The 19,722-nt window shown below is 34.3% G+C and carries 16 protein-coding genes; 14 read left to right on the top strand and 2 right to left on the bottom strand.

From position 1 onward, the window contains the following. Nucleotides 1-32: 32 nt before the first annotated feature. From PGOND44_RS04150 to queA, 7 genes are all read left to right on the top strand, one after another. The gene (locus tag PGOND44_RS04150; RefSeq protein ID WP_003437029.1) at nucleotides 33-1,925 is read left to right on the top strand and encodes a DUF3857 domain-containing protein; all 1,893 of its coding nucleotides are present in this window, start codon (nucleotides 33-35) and stop codon (nucleotides 1,923-1,925) included. A gap of 35 nt (nucleotides 1,926-1,960) precedes the next feature. After that, nucleotides 1,961-3,922 (top strand): DUF3857 domain-containing protein, encoded by a 1,962-nt coding sequence (locus PGOND44_RS04145; protein WP_003437028.1) that lies wholly within the window; start codon nucleotides 1,961-1,963, stop codon nucleotides 3,920-3,922. A gap of 314 nt (nucleotides 3,923-4,236) precedes the next feature. Continuing rightward, entirely contained in the window at nucleotides 4,237-6,210 is a 1,974-nt protein-coding gene (locus PGOND44_RS04140; RefSeq protein ID WP_003437026.1) for a DUF3857 domain-containing protein, read from the top strand. A gap of 6 nt (nucleotides 6,211-6,216) precedes the next feature. Continuing rightward, nucleotides 6,217-6,543 carry a nucleotide pyrophosphohydrolase gene (locus PGOND44_RS04135; protein WP_003437024.1) on the top strand — a complete coding sequence of 109 codons (327 nt, stop codon included), beginning with the start codon at nucleotides 6,217-6,219 and terminating at the stop codon, nucleotides 6,541-6,543. After that, the gene (locus PGOND44_RS04130; RefSeq protein ID WP_003437022.1) at nucleotides 6,544-6,801 is read left to right on the top strand and encodes a hypothetical protein; all 258 of its coding nucleotides are present in this window, start codon (nucleotides 6,544-6,546) and stop codon (nucleotides 6,799-6,801) included. Beyond that, nucleotides 6,798-8,027 carry a 3-phosphoshikimate 1-carboxyvinyltransferase gene (locus PGOND44_RS04125; protein WP_003437020.1) on the top strand — a complete coding sequence of 410 codons (1,230 nt, stop codon included), beginning with the start codon at nucleotides 6,798-6,800 and terminating at the stop codon, nucleotides 8,025-8,027. Before PGOND44_RS04130 ends, PGOND44_RS04125 begins: the two co-directional genes overlap by 4 nt. A gap of 96 nt (nucleotides 8,028-8,123) precedes the next feature. Next, the gene (gene queA, locus PGOND44_RS04120) at nucleotides 8,124-9,173 is read left to right on the top strand and encodes a tRNA preQ1(34) S-adenosylmethionine ribosyltransferase-isomerase QueA (protein ID WP_003437018.1); all 1,050 of its coding nucleotides are present in this window, start codon (nucleotides 8,124-8,126) and stop codon (nucleotides 9,171-9,173) included. Between the two features lie 54 nt (nucleotides 9,174-9,227). On the opposite strand, the gene rlmH is transcribed toward queA, so the two are convergent. After that, nucleotides 9,228-9,701 (bottom strand): 23S rRNA (pseudouridine(1915)-N(3))-methyltransferase RlmH, encoded by a 474-nt coding sequence (rlmH, locus tag PGOND44_RS04115; protein WP_003437016.1) that lies wholly within the window; start codon nucleotides 9,699-9,701, stop codon nucleotides 9,228-9,230. A gap of 47 nt (nucleotides 9,702-9,748) precedes the next feature. On the opposite strand from rlmH, the gene nadC reads away from it, so the two are divergent. From nadC to PGOND44_RS04080, 7 genes are all read left to right on the top strand, one after another. Further along, nucleotides 9,749-10,606, top strand: a complete 858-nt coding sequence (gene nadC, locus PGOND44_RS04110) for a carboxylating nicotinate-nucleotide diphosphorylase (protein WP_003437014.1) — start codon at nucleotides 9,749-9,751, stop codon at nucleotides 10,604-10,606. Nucleotide 10,607: 1 nt separating this feature from the next. Further along, nucleotides 10,608-11,531, top strand: a complete 924-nt coding sequence (locus PGOND44_RS04105; RefSeq protein WP_003437012.1) for a YihY/virulence factor BrkB family protein — start codon at nucleotides 10,608-10,610, stop codon at nucleotides 11,529-11,531. A gap of 7 nt (nucleotides 11,532-11,538) precedes the next feature. Beyond that, the gene (locus tag PGOND44_RS04100; RefSeq protein ID WP_003437009.1) at nucleotides 11,539-12,099 is read left to right on the top strand and encodes a chalcone isomerase family protein; all 561 of its coding nucleotides are present in this window, start codon (nucleotides 11,539-11,541) and stop codon (nucleotides 12,097-12,099) included. A gap of 3 nt (nucleotides 12,100-12,102) precedes the next feature. Further along, nucleotides 12,103-12,528, top strand: coding sequence for a DUF2147 domain-containing protein (locus PGOND44_RS04095; RefSeq protein WP_003437007.1), 426 nt, complete (start codon nucleotides 12,103-12,105; stop codon nucleotides 12,526-12,528). Nucleotides 12,529-12,545: 17 nt separating this feature from the next. After that, entirely contained in the window at nucleotides 12,546-15,008 is a 2,463-nt protein-coding gene (gene priA / locus PGOND44_RS04090; protein WP_003437004.1) for a replication restart helicase PriA, read from the top strand. Between the two features lie 86 nt (nucleotides 15,009-15,094). After that, nucleotides 15,095-16,048 (top strand): hydrogen peroxide-inducible genes activator, encoded by a 954-nt coding sequence (locus PGOND44_RS04085; RefSeq protein WP_003437002.1) that lies wholly within the window; start codon nucleotides 15,095-15,097, stop codon nucleotides 16,046-16,048. A 201-nt stretch (nucleotides 16,049-16,249) separates the two neighbouring features. Beyond that, complete coding sequence (locus PGOND44_RS04080; protein WP_003437001.1) at nucleotides 16,250-17,773, top strand: SulP family inorganic anion transporter; 1,524 nt, start codon at nucleotides 16,250-16,252, stop codon at nucleotides 17,771-17,773. 126 nt (nucleotides 17,774-17,899) lie between these two features. Here PGOND44_RS04080 and rho read toward each other — a convergent pair whose 3' ends face one another. Then, on the bottom strand, nucleotides 17,900-19,696 hold the full coding sequence (rho, locus tag PGOND44_RS04075) for a transcription termination factor Rho (RefSeq protein ID WP_003436999.1): 1,797 nt from the start codon (nucleotides 19,694-19,696) through the stop codon (nucleotides 17,900-17,902). Between the last annotated feature and the right edge of the window lie 26 nt (nucleotides 19,697-19,722).

Below are 19,722 nucleotides of genomic sequence, written 5' to 3'. Positions count from 1 at the left end.
AACTTTAAGAAATTTTTATAATTTTGATTGATATGAAAAATCCTTTATTCCTGATATTTCTTTTTGTGACATTTATTTCCAGTGCACAAGAGAACTATTCGATAGCAAATCTAACTGCAGAGCTGATAGAAAAATCCAATTCAGTTATTATTCAACAAAACATTCGAGTCATTATAGATGACTACGATGATATGACAATACATGAGGATAAAATAATAACTATCCTTAATGAAAAAGGAATGTCAGCCTTAGATGCTTATGCTTCCTATGATAAATCCACTAAGATTAGAAATTTAGAAGTTACAATTTATAATGCTTTAGGTTCTGAAATTAAAACGTTTAAAGAGAGGGATTTTATGGATGTTAGTGCTGTAAGTTCTGTTAGTTTATATACAGATAATAGGGTTAAATATCTGGAGTATACACCTGCAAGTTACCCTGTTACCATTCATTTTGAAAAAGAAACCAAGACAAGTAATACAGCTTTTATAAAAAGTTTTACTCCTTATACGAATTATTATCAGTCAATTAAGTCATCGACCTTTCGAATAGAAAACAATTCCGGAATTGTTTTGAGATTTTCAGAAAATGGGTTTATGGAAGGGGTTTCGATAGAGAACGAAAACCCTAATTTGCTAACCTATTCAGTTTCTAATTTGCCGTCTATATCTAGAGAAGTTTATAGCCCTTCATTTGAAACATTTACACCAAAGGTTATGTTTGCTCTACAAACGTTTGAGCTTGAAGGGGAAAAAGGAGAGGTGAGTAACTGGCAGGAATTTGGTTTATGGCAACACGAAAATTTACTAAAAGGCTTAGATCAACTTCCAGAATCTACAATTTCCGAAATTAAATTACTTACTCAAAACCTTGAAACTACAAGAAAAAAGGCTAAGGCAATATATGAGTATGTCCAAAATAATACGAGATATATAAGTGTTCAAATTGGTTTAGGAGGTTGGAAGCCAATTTCAGCAAAAGAAGTTGATGATAAAAAGTATGGGGACTGTAAAGGCTTAACGAATTATACAAAGGCTTTACTCAATCTAGTCGATATTGAATCTAACTATTGCGTTGTTTATTCTGGTTCTGAAATTCAAGATATATCAGAAGATTTTACTTCTATGCAAGGAAATCATGTTATTCTAAATATACCTCAAGAAAATGATGAAGATATTTGGCTGGAATGTACAAGCCAAGACATACCCTTCAATTTTTTAGGAACCTTCACAGACGATAGAAAAGTTTTGGCTGTAAATCCTACTGGTGGAGAAATATTACGAACTCCAGCCTACACAGAAAAGGATAACTACCAAAAAACAACAGCAGAAATAAATATTATTGAAAAGGCTATTACTGCTAATGTAAAAATTAAGACCAGTGGTACACAATATGATAACAGATATAGTCTTGGCGGAGAAAATGAGAAAAATATAAAATCACATTATTTATCGTATTGGAATAACTTAAAAGAAATGATCCTGATAAGTCATGAATTTTCAAATAATAAAGAGGATGTGACCTTTATTGAGAAGGTTAAACTTAAAGCAGATAACTATGTCAAAATTTATGGGAATGATCTTATTCTAGATGTTAATCCGTTCAATAAATTTCAAGTTAATCTGCCTAATTATAAAGTAAGACAAACTCCATTTAATGTTTCGAGGGGATTCGTCGACGAGGATGAATTCACTTTCAATTTAGAAAACCTCACTCTAGACACAGAACTCAAAGATATTAATTTGGACTCCGAGTTTGGTTCCTATCAACTAAGTTTTGAAATTAAGGACAATACGCTAATCGTAAAAAGATATTTTAGGTTGAATAAGAATAATTATCAAAAATCTGATTATGAAAAATTTGTCGAATTCTTTTCACAAATTTCGAAGTATGATAATACTAAATTAAGTTTAAAATTAACCTAACCTTTCTATATATTATTTTTTAAAAAACTTTAAAAATGAAATTAATTTTCGCATTATTATTTACTCTACTTACTTTCAATTTTGGTTATTCTCAATCTCAGGAACTTGAAGATATTACGTTAGAAATGCTGAGGGAAGCCCAAAGCCCTTCAGATTCTTCAGCGGTTGCTGAAGTTCTTTATGAAAAAGGAAAAATATCCTTTTCTGTAAGGAATTCTTGGGAATATCAATTTGAGGTAATTAGAAGAATAAAGATATACAGTCAAGAAGGTTATAATCAAGCTAATGTCCAAATTCAGTATTATGTAGGGGACAAAAATTCAGATAAAGAATCTGTATCGAATATAGATGGCTATGTTTACTATGAGGAAGATGGAGAAATTGAACGAGAAAAAATAAGAAATCGAGATATCTTTGATGTAGATTTAAGCGAAATGTGGGAAGCTAAAAAATTTACTTTGCCCAAAATTCAAGATGGTGTTATTATAGAATATTCTTATACCATAGATTCTCCACACATTAGCAATCTACCAAAGTGGGTATTTCAAAACACTATACCAACGCGGTATTCTGAATATACAACAAGAATACCTGGGGAATACTTAGCCTATAGTATAAAAACAAAAGGTTATTACCCATTTGAAACGTTCAGCGATGTAAAAGAAGGTTCATTAGCAGGATTTCAGACTAGGACATCAATAAAAGAATCTAAGCATATTGGTATAAACCTACCTAAAATTGAAGAGGAACCCTTTGTCAACAATGTTTCAAACTATTTACCTTCTATTGGCTATGAGTTATCGTCTTATAAAACTGGCCAGTATGAAGCTTATAAATCAGTTTCTAGAACTTGGGATGATGTGGTAAAAACATTAAGTGATACAGATACTTATAAAAAAGAAATTTCAAGATCAAATTATTTTGAAGATGAGCTTAAAGCCATACTAAAAGACAAAACTCTCCCTACAGATAAAATGAATACAATCTTTAATTTTGTAAAGAATAAGATGACTTGGAACGATGAAGAAAGAAGGTATTCAAGTGATAAGTTAGATAAAGTTTATGAAGAGGGTGTAGGAAATTCAGCAGATATTAATGTTATGCTAATAGCAATGCTAAGAGAGGCGAATTTGGATGCTAATCCAGTCCTGTCGAGTACAATATCTAATGGTATTCCATTATTTCCAACTATATCGGGATTTAATTATGTATTTGCTCATGTCACTATCAATGGTGAAACTTTTCTTTTAGATGCTACAGATGAATTTACATCTCCAAATATCTTGCCTAAGCGTGCCCTCAACTGGACAGGAACTATTATTAAATCAAATGGATTTGAATCTTTAGACCTTAAACCTTCTAGTCGTTCAAGGAAAAAATTCCAAATTCAAGCAGAACTCACCTCAGAAGGAGAAGTGAATGGAATGTGCAGAATCATTTCTTTGGATCAATATGGTTTGGAGTCTAGACGATCCTTAAATAAAAAAAGCGATGATGAATTAAAATTGAAATATGAGAATGCTTATAGTGTCAACAAAATTGAAGAGATATCAAATTCAAATCTCAAAGACACTTCGAAACCATTATTAGAAGGTTTTACCTTCTCAGGAAAAGAGCAATTTGTTGAGAAAATTGGAGATAAACTTTACTTATCACCGATGCTATTTTTAAAGCTAAAAGAGAATCCTTTCAAAGAAGAAGAACGGGTGTACCCCATCGATTTCACTTTTCCTAGAACTGTTGAAAATTTTATTACTATCAAAATTCCTGAAGGCTATCAAGTAGATTATATACCGGAAAAAGCAATATTCAAACTGGGAGATGGGGTTGCGCAATTGACCTATTTGATAGAGGAATTTAATAATGTAATTTCAGTAAAGGTTAATCATGAAGTAAATGCAGCGTTATTTTTACCTCAAGATTATAACTCATTAAGAGAATTTTATATTTCTTTGATAAATAAAGAGAATGAAAAAATTATTCTCGTTAAATCATAATTATTTATGGACATTAAAGGTGTTCAAATTCAATTCGATAAATTTATAAACTCCAATCGTTCAAGGTATTATTACGGACAGTTATCACATGCGAAAAGGAGTGATAAATCCAATGATTTTTGTGTTTATCTACCCTTGAATTTACTTTAGTTTACCTCTGTAGAGGATTTGTAAATTGAGATGATTTTATTAAAAAAAATATCCATAGATAGAGTTATGTATTCTTGGTTAAAATCTGAATTTAGTGTCTATCTATCAATTGAAAAGCAAACTTTACTAATCTATAAACACAACTCCAATTAGATCTTTTAAACGTGAAATTAATTTATACATTATTTTTAGTTTTATTTTATTCTAGTCTTGCCCTTTCTCAGACCAAGACCCTTGAAGATATTACCTTAGACATGTTGAGGGAAACCCAAAGCACTTTAGACTCGACCACTTCAGCTGAAGTTCTTTATAACAAAGGAGAAATTTCTTTTTCCATCCTGAATTCTTGGGAATATAAATTTGTGGTAGTCAAAAGGATAAAAATATATACCAAAGAAGGCTATAGTCAAGCTAATGTTCAACTTCCCTACTATATTGGAGAACGAAACCCAGACAAAGAAACATTATCTAATATTAAGGGTATTGTTTACTATGAAAATGATGGCAAAATTGAAAAAGAAATATTAAAGGAGAGCGATATCTTTGATGTGGATTTAAGTGAGTTTTGGAAAGCTAAAAAATTCACTTTACCTAAAGTTCAAGATGGTGTAATCATTCAGTACTCCTACTCAATTGATTCCCCACATATCGGTAATTTGTCAAATTGGATTTTTCAAAATAGTATACCAACTCGTTATTCTGAATATAAAACAAGTATACCGATAGATTACTTGGCTTACAATGTTAGAACTAAAGGCTATTATCCTTTTGAAACTATAGATAAAGTTAAAAAAGGCTCGTTATACGTGAAATATGAAGGAACAAACCTAGACACTCCTATTAGACAAATTACATATGTTGGAACTAATTTGCCTAAAATTGAGAACGAACCCTATGCAAACAAAATTTCAAATTATTTCCCATCCGTAGGCTACGAGCTATCATCCTATAAAAATCGAGTGCTAGAACCGTTTAAAGTCGTCTCCATAACCTGGGATGATGTGGTTAAAACCTTAAGTGAAACGGATACGTATAAAAAAGAAATTTCTAGAACAAGATATTTTAAGAATGATCTTAACTCTATCCTGAAAAATAAGACTCTTCCTAAAGATAAAATGATTGCTGTTTTTAATTTTGTAAAAAATAAAATGACTTGGAATGATGAAGAGAGACGATTTACTAGTAAAAAGCTCAATAAAATATACGAGGAGGGTGTAGGAAATTCAGCGGATATTAATGTTATGCTAACAGCAATGTTGAGGGAGGCTAACCTAGATGCTAATCCCGTATTATCTAGTACAATATCCAATGGCATTCCATTATTCCCCACCATATCGGGTTTAAATTATGTATTCACTCATGTCAACATTAAAGGAGAAATATTTTTATTAGATGCAACAGATGAATTTGCTTCTCCAAATATTTTACCAAGTCGTGCTTTAAACTGGAAGGGAACACTAATTAAACCTAATGGATTCCAAGCGCTGGATATTTTTCCACCGACAAATTCATTAAAAAAATATCAAGTGAAGGCAGAACTTAACACTCAAGGTGAAATAAGTGGGTTTTGTAGAATAATTTCACTAGATCAATACGGTTGGGAGTCTAGAAGATCTTTAAATAATAAAAGTGAGGATCAAAAAAGGCTGAACTATGAAAATTACTTTGGTATAGATCATATCAGTGATATTAAAACTAAAAATTTAAATGACGCTTTAAAGCCTTTGATAGAAGAATTTAATTTTTCAGGAAAGGCAAAACTTATTGAGAAAATTGGTGATAAACTTTATGTATCACCAATGCTATTTTTAAAGCTAAAAGAGAATCCTTTCAAAGAAGAAGAACGGGTGTACCCCATCGATTTCACTTTTCCTAGAACTGTTGAAAATTTTATTACTATCAAAATTCCTGAAGGCTATCAAGTAGATTATATACCGGAAAAAGCAATATTCAAACTGGGAGATGGGGTTGCGCAATTGACCTATTTGATAGAGGAATTTAATAATGTAATTTCAGTAAAGGTTAATCATGAAGTAAATGCAGCGTTATTTTTACCTCAAGATTATAACTCATTAAGAGAATTTTATATTTCTTTGATAAATAAAGAGAATGAAAAAATTGTTCTCGTTAAATCATAATTATTTATGGATATTAAAGGTGCTCAACTAGAAGTAGACGAATGGATTAATTCACATGGCGTAAGATATTTTAATGAACTTACCAACATGGCTCAGCTTACCGAAGAAGTTGGTGAAGTGGCTAGAATTATTGCTAGACGCTATGGTGAGCAAAGTGAAAAGGAAAGCGATAAGTCCAAAGATTTAGGTGAGGAGCTAGCCGATGTTATGTTTGTTGTCTTATGTTTGGCAAATCAAACAGGAATTGATTTGCAAGAGGCGTTCGATAAGAAATTAGATCTTAAGACCAAACGGGATCACGATCGTCATAAAAATAATCCAAAACTTAAATAAATGTTTCAAAAAGTTATTTCTGCCAAAGGGTTTTGGCGATCAGTTATCACTCTAGCTCTGGGCTTTATTGTGATTTATAATCTTATAGATATGTGGTTTGGTTATGATTTTGACTTCTCTTTATTTGTAGAAAAGCGATTTTCGAAGGACAATTTATTGAGATTTTTTGTCGCCAACATAATGAGTGGCTTTGTATATGGATTTGTGGTGACCTTTTTGAAATTTAGAGGACAAATCAAGAAAAATGAAAGTCAATGAAGCTGAGCTTTAGGCAACCATCAATAAGCAAATTCAACCTTCAGATCACTGGTTCCAAGAGTATCTCTAATAGGTACTTGATTTTAAAGGCCCAGTTTCCTAATTTAGAATTAAGCGGTTTGTCAGAGAGCGATGATACTCACGTATTATATAAAGCTATATCAACTCTTGACCAAAAATGTGATGAGATAGATATTCACCACGCGGGTACTGCTATGAGATTCTTAACGGCCTATCTGTCTTCGTTACCTAACTTAGAAGTTGTTTTAAAAGGGAGTAAAAGGATGCATGAGCGTCCTATAGGTATTTTAGTTGAAGCTATGCGAGAACTTGGGGGTCATCTTGAATATTTGGGCAGCGAAGGTTTTCCTCCGCTCAAGATTTATGGAAAATCCATACAAAAGAATAAAATTTCTATACCTGCTAACGTGAGTAGCCAATATATTACTGCTCTCATGTTAATAGCTCCTTCCTTCAAAAACGGACTCACTATCTTCTTAGAGTCAAAGATAACCTCAAAGCCTTATTTGTTGATGACTGCTCAGGCGTTGAGATCAGTAGGGGTTGAGGTTGATATGCATGAGGAGTATATTCGCGTATATCCGAAAACCAAAATTGAACCCAAAACTATCGCTGTAGAATCAGACTGGAGCTCTGCATCTTATTTTTACAGCTGTTTAGCCTTGATGGATCATGGCGAATTTGAACTTTCTACATTCCAAAAAGATAGCCTACAGGGCGATTCTAAAGTAGCGGAGTTTTATAAACTTTTCGGTATTGAAACTCAATTTAAAGCGGGTTCTATATTCATTTCAAAAAAAGCAGGAGTAATGCATCCCAAAAAAATTGAATTGGACCTTAATGACACCCCAGATCTCGCTCAAACTATTGCAGTAACTTGTTTAGGGCTCGATATAGCTTGTGATTTAACTGGCTTACACACCTTAAAGGTGAAAGAGACCGATAGGCTAGTAGCTCTTAAGACTGAAATCGAAAAATTTGGGGCAGAAGTAGAAATTACCAGCGAATCCTTGAAGTTAAGCCCTAAGGCTAATCTTAAGGAATCCGTTTCAGTAAAGACCTATCAGGACCATAGAATGGCAATGGCATTTGCCCCCTTAGCTATAAAAGTAGATTTGGAAATACTAGACCCAGAGGTCGTTTCAAAATCATTTCCAGACTTTTGGGAAAAAATAAAAGTCCTTGGAATCCAGCAAAACCACTGATTTGAAACTTATTAAGCTAAATAAACAATAAAACACTTGACAACGCCTATCTCACGATAGTATATTTGCATTTTTAAAAAATATCAGACTATGGGAATGAAACTTTCACAATTCGAATATACTTTACCTGAAAACCTTTTAGCAGAATTTCCCTCAGAACACAGAGACGAAGCTAAGTTGATGGTCATAAATCGTAAAGATGGTTCGATTGAGCATAAAATGTTTAAAGACGTTATCGATTACTTTGGTGAGAAAGACGTCATGGTGTTCAATAACACCAAAGTTTTCCCTGCAAGACTCTACGGTAACAAAGAGAAAACCGGCGCAAAAATTGAAGTATTCTTGCTTAGAGAACTCAATCCTGAAACCAGACTTTGGGATGTTTTGGTAGATCCTGCTAGAAAAATAAGAATTGGTAACAAACTTTATTTTGGTGAAGATGAAAGTTTAGTAGCAGAGGTTATTGATAATACTACCAATAGAGGACGAACTTTGCGTTTTCTCTACGATGGGTCTTATCAAGACTTTAGAGCTAAGCTAACTGAGCTTGGACAGACTCCACTTCCAAAATACATCAAAAGAGATGTAGTGCCAGAAGATGCAGAGCGTTACCAAACAATTTACGCAAAAGAAGAAGGGGCTGTTGCAGCACCTACTGCCGGACTTCACTTTTCCAAGCATCTTTTGAAGCGTTTAGAAATTAAAGGAGTTGATTTTGCAGAAGTTACTCTTCATATAGGTTTAGGAACTTTTAGCCCAGTAGAGGTGGAAGATTTATCTAAGCACAAAATGGACAGCGAACAAATTATGGTAGATGAGAAGGCAACATCTATTATCAACAATGCAAAGTCAGAAAAAAGAAAAATTTGTGCGGTTGGTACAACTGTAATGAGAACACTAGAAAGCACTGTAAGTTCTAATCGTAGGCTAAATGAATTTACTGGCTGGACTAATAAATTTATTTTTCCTCCTTATGATTTTAAAATTGCAAACTGCATGATCACTAATTTTCACATGCCAAAATCAACATTGTTGATGATGGTATCTGCCTTTGCAGGTCATGAATTAATGGAAAAAGCTTATAAGGAAGCTATAAAAGAAAACTATAAGTTCTACTCTTACGGAGATGCGATGCTAATAATATAACATCCCCCTTATTGAAAAAATGAAAAGAGGCTGTCTAAATAGATAGCCTCTTTTTTATTCATGATGGTAAGGGAGGTTGTTTAAAATAGAAAAAGCTCTATAGAGCTGTTCCGTAAAAAATAACCTGATCATTTGGTGGGAGAATGTCATTTTGGATAGCGACACTTTTTGATTTGCTCTTTTGTAAACAGCTTCAGAAAACCCGTAGGGTCCTCCAATCACAAAAACCAATTGCTTTAAGCCTGAGTTCATTCGTTTTTGTATCCAATTGGAGAATCTTAGTGATGTAAATTCTGTTCCTTTATCGTCCAAAAGGACCAAAAAATCTGAAGTAGATATTTTTTTTAAAATGAGTTCTCCTTCTTTCTCTTTTTGAAGAGAGATACCCATATTTTTGGTTTTTTTTAAATCAGGAATAACATCCACCTTGTAGTTTACAAAATGAGAAAGACGATTTTGATATTCTGTAACCAGACTTTGAAGCTGGGCATTGTCGGTCTTACCAACTAGGAGTAATGTGATGGTCATCCGTATAAAAAAGATTAACTTTGTTTAAGACAAAAATAGAAAACCGAATGATTAGTGAGAAGCAATTGGCAGAAGAAATTCAGATCATTATCCAAAATGCTATTAGAGAAGATGTAGGAGAAGGGGATCATTCTAGTTTAGCTTGTATTCCAGAAAATGCTACTGGAAAAGCCAAATTATTGGTTAAAGATGAAGGTATTATAGCAGGAATCCATTTTGCAGAGCAAGTCTTTAGTTATGTCGACCCTTCCTTAAAGATGGAAAAACTAATGCAAGATGGAGACCCCATGTCTTATGGGGATATAGCTTTTTATGTTTCGGGTTCTAGTAGGTCTATTCTAAAAGCTGAACGCTTAGCACTCAATGCTATGCAGCGAATGAGTGCGATTGCAACTAAAACACACCAATTTTCAAGCCTTCTAAAAGACTATAAAACTCAAATTCTAGATACTCGTAAAACCACACCAGGCTTTAGAGCTCCAGAGAAACAAGCTGTAAAAATTGGAGGTGGAGAAAATCACAGGTTTGCTTTGTACGATATGATCATGCTTAAAGATAACCACATTGATTTCGCTGGTGGTATTTCAGAAGCCATACAGAAAACTTTAAATTACCTTAAGTCTAAAGATTTAGACCTTAAAATAGTAGTGGAAGCAAGATCGCTTTCAGAAGTAGAGGAAATTCTCGAAAACGAAGGGGTTTATAGAATTCTATTGGATAATTTCAATTTTGAAGAGACCAAAAAAGCAGTCGAGCTTATCGACGGTAAATGTTTGACAGAATCTAGTGGCGGTATCACTTTAGAAACAGCTCAACACTATGCAGAATGTGGTGTAGATTATATCTCTAGTGGGGCACTTACACATTCTGTCCATAATCTAGATCTTAGCCTAAAAGCTATTTAATATGGCTTCTGAAATAAGCGATACATTAAAGAAAATACCACTTATAAGCCGAGTAGCTTACTGGTCTAATCAACTAAAACTCCCGGGCTTGGCTGGTTTTACTTTGTATGACTTATTGGGCATGTATATCTCCGGCATTATTAAAGGAACGTTCTCAACCCGAGCAGGATCTATTGCTTTTAGCTTTTTCATGGCTATTTTTCCTTTTTTACTTTTCGTTCTGAATTTGATACCATTTGTCTGGTTTATAGATGATTTTCAGCAAGAATTGCTTAACTATTTCGAAGAATTATTACCTCCTCAAACCTCAGGTTTATTTCAGGATATTTTTTTTGATATAGCCAACAACCCTAGAGCTGGCCTCCTGTCTTTTGTTTTTGTTTTATCCATTTTCCTTATGTCTAATGGAGTAAACGCAATTTTCACAGGCTTTGAGTTTTCATATCACACCAAAATCAATAGAACAATCATTAGACAATATATAGTAGCAGTTAGTATAGCTATAATTATTGCTATACTATTACTAATTGCCGTTATAGCGACGGTTTATCTCACCTTTGTAATAGACCAGTTTACAAGTATTGGAGTTGTTGGAGATTCTTTAGTATTGGCTAGATACGGTCGGTTTGCTATTTTGATAATAGTTTTGATTCTTGGAATTTCTATCTTATATTACTTCGGAACAAAGGAAGGTAGGAAAACTCGTTTTTTTTCTCCCGGATCCTTTTTTACAACCATTTTGATTATTTTGACTACCTACTTATTTTCCATTTATGTTGAAAACTTTAGTGCCTACAATAAACTATATGGTTCCATTGGAGCTTTGTTAATACTGATGTTATATATTTGGTTAAACTCAAATATATTGTTGCTGGGTTTTGAACTTAACGGAGCATTATATAATTTAAAACGAAAATCTAAATAATAAAACTATGAAATCAATTTATGTATTTATGATGGCTTTTTTAATGACTATGCCATCTATCGCTCAAACTGAAGTTGCAGGTGTAAACCTTCCTAACACTTTAGAGGTTGGAGAAACTCAATTAACTTTAAACGGAGCAGGGGTAAGAGAAAAATTCTGGATGGATATGTATGCAGGTGGCCTCTATACTAATGTAAAAATGACAAAGGCTTCAAAAGTAATGAATGATGATTCTCCCATGGCTATTGAACTTCATATTGTTTCTGGTCTAATTTCTAGTAAGAAAATGAGTTCTGCAGTGGAGGAGGGTTTCCAAAACTCTACTAAAGGCAATACAAAGCCTTTTCGTCCAAAAATAGATAAATTTATTTCGTTTTTTTCCAATGAAATTACAGCTGGGGATGTTTTTGATATTTCCTATTTACCTTCCAAAGGAGTTGTGGTATTCAAAAATAATAAGGAACTAGGAACCATTGAAGGTCTAGATTTCAAAAAAGCACTCTTTGGAATTTGGTTTTGTGACAAACCAGCAGATGAAGACTTAATGAATGGAATGCTAAGTTTATAACAGATGAAGATTTTAATATGTGCCATGGGTTTCCTTCTTGGAAACCTTGTGTATTCTCAAGAGGTTTATGGTGAATGGAAAACTATTGATGATAATACTGGGATAGCCAAATCAATAGTAGAAGTTTATGAACAAAACGGTAAAGTCTTTGGTCGGATCAAAAAAATACTAAAAAAAGACCAGCGAGATGTGCGTTGTGTAAACTGTAAAGGTGATCTAAAAAACCAAAAGGTAGAAGGGATGGTGATCTTAAAAGATTTGTCTAAAGATGAGGACGAATTCGAAGATGGGACCGTAACCGATCCTGAAAATGGAAAAACTTACAATGCCAAAATATGGCTTAATGAGGATGATCCAGACATTTTGATGGTAAGAGGATATTTATCTTTTCTGTACAGGACACAGGAATGGAAAAGGCTTGAAGATTAATTCTTAAAAGTTGATATATGCCTTTCTATATTGATGTAATTGTTCCTATTGCTTTAGAACAAAGATTTACATACTCTATAACGCAACAGGAAAGCGAGCACCTTAAAATAGGTATGCGCGTTGCAGTCCCTTTTGGAAAGCGTAAAGTCTATACCGCCATAGTAGCCAAGTTACATAATAATCCACCTGTGCGCTACGAGGCTAAGCCAATTGAAGAGCTTTTAGAAAATACTCCGACGGTTACTCCTGAACAATTAAAACTTTGGAAGTGGATTGCGAACTATTACTTGTGTACAGAAGGTGAAATTTTAAAATCAGCCTTGCCTACTGCTTTATTGATTGAAAGTGAAACTGTTATTGAGCCGCATCCAGATTTTGATATTCAAACTATAGATGAAGACGATACACTTACAGATGAAGAATATTTAATCTTACAAGCACTTCAAAAACAGTCTATACTTAAGATTAGTGAGATTGTCCTTATACTCAATAAGAAGACTATTTTTCCTGTTATAAATGCAATGGCAGAAAAAAATTTAATTCTTGTCAATCAGGAATTAAATAGGCAGTACAAGCCAAAATTAAAGAAATACATAAAACTGAGGGACGGTTTAGATTCCGAGGAGCATTTGCCAAAACTTATTGAAGAATTGAGTGGGGCGCCAAAGCAAAAGGAGGCCTTACTGAAATTTTTTAGCTTAAGCGCTCAAAGCCAAAAACCGATTTCTCTTAAAGACTTAAAAGAAAAAGCAGAGGTGACGGGTTCTGTAATAAAGGGGTTAGTCAGTAAATCTATTTTTGAAGAATATCTAGTCAAAACAGATAGGGTAAAGTTTGAAGGCGATCAAGATAAGCCTAGCATTCAATTTAATCAGTTTCAACAAAAGGCCTACGAAGATATCGAAAGTGGGTTTAAAACTCACCCGGTTTGTTTATTGCAGGGGGTCACTTCTTCGGGGAAAACAGAAGTGTATATCAAGTTAATCGACAAAGCCATTCAAGAGGGTAAACAAGTCCTTTATCTGCTTCCTGAGATTGCACTTACTACACAACTTATACAGCGTTTACAAGCTTATTTTGGGGATCAAGTTCTGATTTATCACAGCAAATACTCTGTCAATGAAAGAGTAGAGGTTTATAGACATGTTTTGAATGAAACCAAAGGAAAAATTGTCATTGGTGTTCGCTCTTCTATCTTTCTTCCCTTTCGAAATCTTGGACTTATCGTTGTAGATGAAGCTCACGAAAGTAGTTTCAAACAATTTGATCCAGCACCGAGATACCATGCTAGGGATACAGCAATTGTTTTAGCTTCTATATTTCAAGCTCAAACACTATTGGGAACAGCTACCCCTAGCTTAGAAAGTTTCAATAATGTGAGGGAGGGGAAGTATGCTTTTGCTCAACTCAACAGACGATTTGGAAATGTGAAACCTCCTAGTGTTGAACTTGTAGATTTAAAAGAACAACAGCATAAAAAAAAGATGACAGGTCACTTTTCTGAAACCCTACTTAAGGCCATCAGAGAAACTTTAGAAGAAGGGCAGCAAGTGATTTTATTTCAAAATCGAAGGGGATATTCTCCAATTTTGGAGTGTAATACCTGCGGACATGCTCCACAGTGCCCTAATTGCGATGTAAGCTTAACCTACCATAGGCATAATAACACTCTAAGATGTCATTATTGTGGTTACCATATAGCTATGCAAACCAAATGTATGGCCTGTGGTTCTGTAGATGTGAGCACCAAAGGATTTGGTACAGAGCAGATAGAGACTGAGCTTAATTCACTTTTTAAGGATAAAGTGATTAAGCGGATGGATCTGGATACTACTCGAGGAAAGTACGCTTATGAACATATTATCTCCGCTTTTCAAAATCGAGAGATCGATATTTTGGTAGGGACGCAAATGCTTACAAAAGGATTGGATTTTAGACATGTAAAACTCGTTGGGGTTATGAATGCGGATAGCCTACTGAATTTTCCGGATTTTAGAGCTCACGAGCGAAGTTTTCAGTTACTGGTTCAAGTCGCTGGACGAGCTGGAAGAACCCAAGAGCAAGGCTTAGTTTTAATTCAAACCTACAATCCTTACCATAAAATATTACAACAAGTCACCACCAATAGCTTTGAAGAAATGTTCAAAGAACAACTAGATGAGCGGAGGCATTTTAAGTATCCACCAATTTTCAGGATGATTAAAATTACATTTAAGTCTAGAGACTTGAACAAACTCAATGAGGCCTCAGATTGGCTAGCTTTGTATTATAGGCAAATTTTTAAAACCAATATTTTAGGGCCTGAATTTCCAGCTATTGCAAGAATAAGAAATGAGTATCATAAAAACGTTATTATAAAAATTCCGCAAAAGCAATCTTTGAAAAATTCTAAAAAATACATTGAAGCGGGTGTAGATAAGTTTAAAGTGATTGCTCAATTTCGATCCGTTAAGGTGGTTATTAATGTAGATCCTTATTAGAAATATTCACATTTATTTATTAACAAATCCTATGCATCTATTAGTTTTTCTAATAGTATTGTATTTTTACATAAAACAACTAACTGATGACAATTACACAACTGACGTATGTACTCGCTGTAGCGGAATATAAAAATTTCACCAAAGCTTCAGAAAAGGTTTTTGTAACTCAGCCTACCTTAAGTATGCAAGTTCAAAAGCTAGAGGAAGAATTGAATGTAAAAATTTTTGATAGAACCAAGAAGCCCATAAAGCTAACTCCCGTTGGGGAGAAAATCATTGAGCAGGCCAAAAATATCGTCAATGAAAGTGTGAGGATACAAGATATAGTCGATCAACAAAAGGGCTTTGTGGGTGGAGAATTTAAGTTAGGAATTATCCCTACAGTTATGCCGACCTTGTTACCGATGTTTCTCAATAGCTTTGTGAAAAAGTATCCTAAAATCAATTTGAAAATTGAAGAACTTCATACGGATGTGATCGTGGACAAACTCATTGATGGCCATCTCGATGCAGGAATAGCTGCAACTCCACTTGGTAATGAAAAGATTATCGAAAAACCCCTTTATTATGAGCCGTTCATGGCTTATATACCAGAGCAGCATAGGTTATTTAATCAAAAAGAAGTTGTCGCAGATGACTTAGATGTAGACGAAGTCCTGCTTCTAGAAGACGGACATTGCTTTAAAGATAATATTCTGAACCTATGTAAAAGTGTCCAAAACCATCCGGATCAAAAACGATTCTATCTTGAAAGTGGTAGTTTTGAAACCTTGATAAAACTATCAGATGAAGGTCTGGGCATGACGTTGCTTCCTTATTTACATACCCTTGACTTGAAAGATGAAAAACAGAAGTATGTAAAATTTTTTAAAAAACCATATCCCTCTAGAGAGATAAGCCTAGTTCATCATAAAAATGAATTGAAATCGCATATTATAAAAGCTCTACAAGAATCGATCAACTCAATCGTTAGAGCAGCTATTCAATTTCAGGATATCGAAATTATAAGTCCCTTAACCCAATCCAAACAAAAATAAATTACTGTTTTTCAGTGTGTTAAATGCTTTTTGCGAGAATGTAAATTAACGCTGCTGCTTTTTATCAGTCGGAATTTTAATTCTACATTTGCAAACTTTTTACGAATGTAAATACCGTTAGCTCTAATGGAAGATTTTGTCTTTTCACCTAACAATACCCTCGTAGTCATTAAAGAGTATTTTAATTCTAGCACACCACTGATGAAGAAGTTATTAAATTTATTTGATTTTAGGCAAAAAGTAGATTACAAAATTGAAATTATGTCTGGTTTAACGGTTGCTTTGGCCCTTATTCCAGAGTCTGTCGCCTTTTCCCTAATAGCAGGTTTATCTCCGCTTACAGGCTTGTATGCCTCATTTGTAATGGCCTTGGTCACTTCTATATTTGGAGGTAGACCAGGAATGATTTCTGGTGCTACTGGCGCAATTGCAGTTGTTTTAGTAACACTATCTATGGATTACGGAGTCGAATATATTTTTGCTGCTGTTATCTTAGCAGGAATAATTCAAGCGCTTGCAGGATTATTAAAATTAGGTAAGTTAATGCGTTTAGTGCCTCACCCAGTAATTTTTGGTTTTGTGAATGGCCTTGCGATTATAATATTTATGTCACAGTTAGACCAGTTCAAGGATGCTTCTGGAGCCTGGCTAACCGGGAGTAACCTCTTTATTATTTTGGGTCTCGTTGTATTAACGATGCTTATTATTTGGCTATTACCTAAGCTCACTAGAGCAGTGCCTGCTTCTTTAGTCGCTATACTTGTTGTCTTTGGGATTGTATATTTTGGAGATATTTCGACCAATACCGTTGGAGATTTAGCTTCTATTGGCGGTGGTTTTCCTCCGTTTCATATCCCACAAGTCCCTTTTACTTTCGAGACTTTATTAATTATTTTACCTTATTCTGCTATCATTGCAGGTGTGGGTCTTATCGAAAGCTTGTTGACACTAAATATTGTTGACGAAATCACACAAACTCGGGGTAATGGTAATCGCGAAGCTATTGCTCAAGGTAGTGCCAACATTTTATCTGGTTTTTTCTCTGGAATGGGCGGGTGCGCAATGCTTGGTCAAAGTTTAATCAATATTTCCAACGGTGCAAGAGCAAGGTTATCTGGCATTATTGCGGCAGTCGCTTTACTTGCTTTTATAATGTTTGGAGCCAGTATAATAGAGCAACTTCCTATGGCAGCCCTTACGGGTCTTATGATCATGGTCGCTATAGGTACTTTTGAATGGGCGAGCTTAAAAACATTGAAGCGTATGCCAAAGTCCGATATTTTGGTCATGGTTCTTGTCACTTTAGTCACAGTTATACTTCATAATTTAGCTTTAGCTGTTCTTGTAGGAGTCATTATTGCTGCATTAGTATTCGCTTGGGATAATGCAATTAGAATTCGAGCTAGAAAAAGTATTGATAAAGACGGTGTAAAACATTACGAGATTTATGGGCCATTATTTTTTGGGTCTACAACTGTTTTTTCTGATAAGTTTGATGTTATTAATGATCCGGATGAGGTGGTTATTGATTTTAAAGAAAGCAGAGTGGTAGATATGTCTGCTATAGAAGCCTTAAACAAAATAACTGAGCGTTATCAAAAAAACGGTAAAGTAATTCACTTAAAGCACCTTTCCCCAGATTCAAGGCGTCTATTGAAAAACGCTGAAGAAATCATAGAAGTAAATATTATCGAAGATCCCAACTACAAAGTAGTTTCAGACTAAGTTTATACCATTTACTTATATCTATCAAATTTAGTTAATAGACCCGTATTAGGTTAGGTATTCAAACAAAGACACCCCGTAAAATTTAATTTTACGGGGTGTCTTTGTTATTAATTAGTATGGGGTTTAGCCGTTCATCGACATCAAAAACTCCTCATTTGATTTGGTGTCTTTAATTCTTGTATTCAAGAATTCAATAGCTTCAATAGGATTCATGTCCGCTAGATATTTTCTCATGATCCACATTTTTTTAATTTGATGATCTTCAAGTAAAAGATCATCTCTTCTTGTGCTTGAAGATGTTAGATCTATAGCAGGGAAAATCCTACGGTTAGCAATTTTTCTATCCAACTGTAGTTCCATATTACCAGTCCCTTTAAATTCTTCAAAAATGACTTCATCCATTTTAGAACCAGTGTCGGTTAAGGCTGTAGCTATGATTGAAAGCGAACCTCCATTTTCAATATTTCTCGCTGCTCCAAAGAAACGTTTTGGTTTGTGAAGAGCATTTGCATCTACACCACCACTCAAAACTTTTCCACTAGAAGGTTGCACAGTGTTATAAGCTCTAGCCAAACGAGTAATAGAGTCTAGAAGTATCACTACATCATGACCACATTCAACCAGGCGTTTAGCCTTTTCAATGACTAAATTTGCAACGCGAACGTGTTCGTGAGCTTCTTTATCAAAAGTGGATGCTACAACTTCACCTCTTACATTACGCTGCATGTCTGTGACTTCCTCTGGACGTTCGTCGATAAGAAGAACAATTTGGTAAACTTCTGGATGATTTGCTGCAATGGCGTTTGCAATATCCTTTAGCAACATCGTTTTACCCGTTTTAGGTTGAGAAACAATCATGCCTCTTTGTCCTTTACCAATTGGTGAAAACAAATCAATGATTCGTGTAGAAAGAGTACTTTCTTTTTCAGCTAATCTAAATTTTTCCTGTGGGAAAAGTGGAGTTAAATGCTCAAAAGAAACTCTATCTCTTACAATTTTTGGATCAAGGCCATTAATTTTTTTAATCTTAATCAAAGGGAAGTATTTCTCACCTTCTTTTGGAGGTCTTACTTCTCCTAACACTGTATCTCCAGTTTTTAATCCAAAGAGTCTTATTTGAGACTGGGATAGATAAATATCATCGGGAGAAGACAGGTAATTGTAATCGGAAGATCTTAAAAATCCATATCCATCTTGCATAAGGTCTAGTACACCTTCACTTTCTATGATGGAATCAAATTCAAAATCTGGATCTTTGTATTTATTTCGGTTATCTCTATTTCCGTTTTTGTCATTAGCCCTATTATCATTCCTAGATTTAGGATTTTGATTTTTTTGGTTTTGAGGTTTCGGAGATGGAGATTTTTTTTGAGAATCGTCTTTGTTGGTCGGCTTAGAATCAGCTTGTTTAACTTCCTTTTTCTGAGGAGCGGGTTTGGTTTGGTCTTTTTTCTCTTGTTGAGATTTCGGAGTTTCCGGAGTGTTTTGTTTCGCTCGTGGAGATGATGGATTTTCATCTTTTACCTCGTTTACCTCTTTTTTCTCTGAAGAATCTTTCTGAGCTTCTCGTTTGGACCTGTCATTATCTTTAAACGGATTCTTAGGTGCTTTTTTAGGCTCACCTTTGTTCACGCGCTTTCTTGGCTTTTTTGAAGTATCCGCAGAATCAGATTGCTCTGGTTGCTTTGGCTTGCTATCTTGTTGAGGAGCTTCCTTAGAGGGTGATGGAGTTGAAGCCTTAGTATTATCTTCCTTACTAAGAATTTCTTTCATTTTGTCGGGATTAGCTGCTTGATAGTCCAAAATTTGATAGATAAGATCTAGCTTTTTAAGGCTTCTAAATTTTGGAACTTTTAATTCTTTAGCAATTTCTTGTAAATCTGAAAGCTTTCTAGACTTTAGTTCAATAATTTCTAACATTGATATTTTTTGAAATTAAAATGATT

It is taken from the genome of Psychroflexus gondwanensis ACAM 44 (assembly GCF_000355905.1).
Classification (GTDB): Bacteria; Bacteroidota; Bacteroidia; order Flavobacteriales; family Flavobacteriaceae; genus Psychroflexus; species Psychroflexus gondwanensis.
This window is presented reverse-complemented; position numbering and strand designations above follow the sequence as displayed.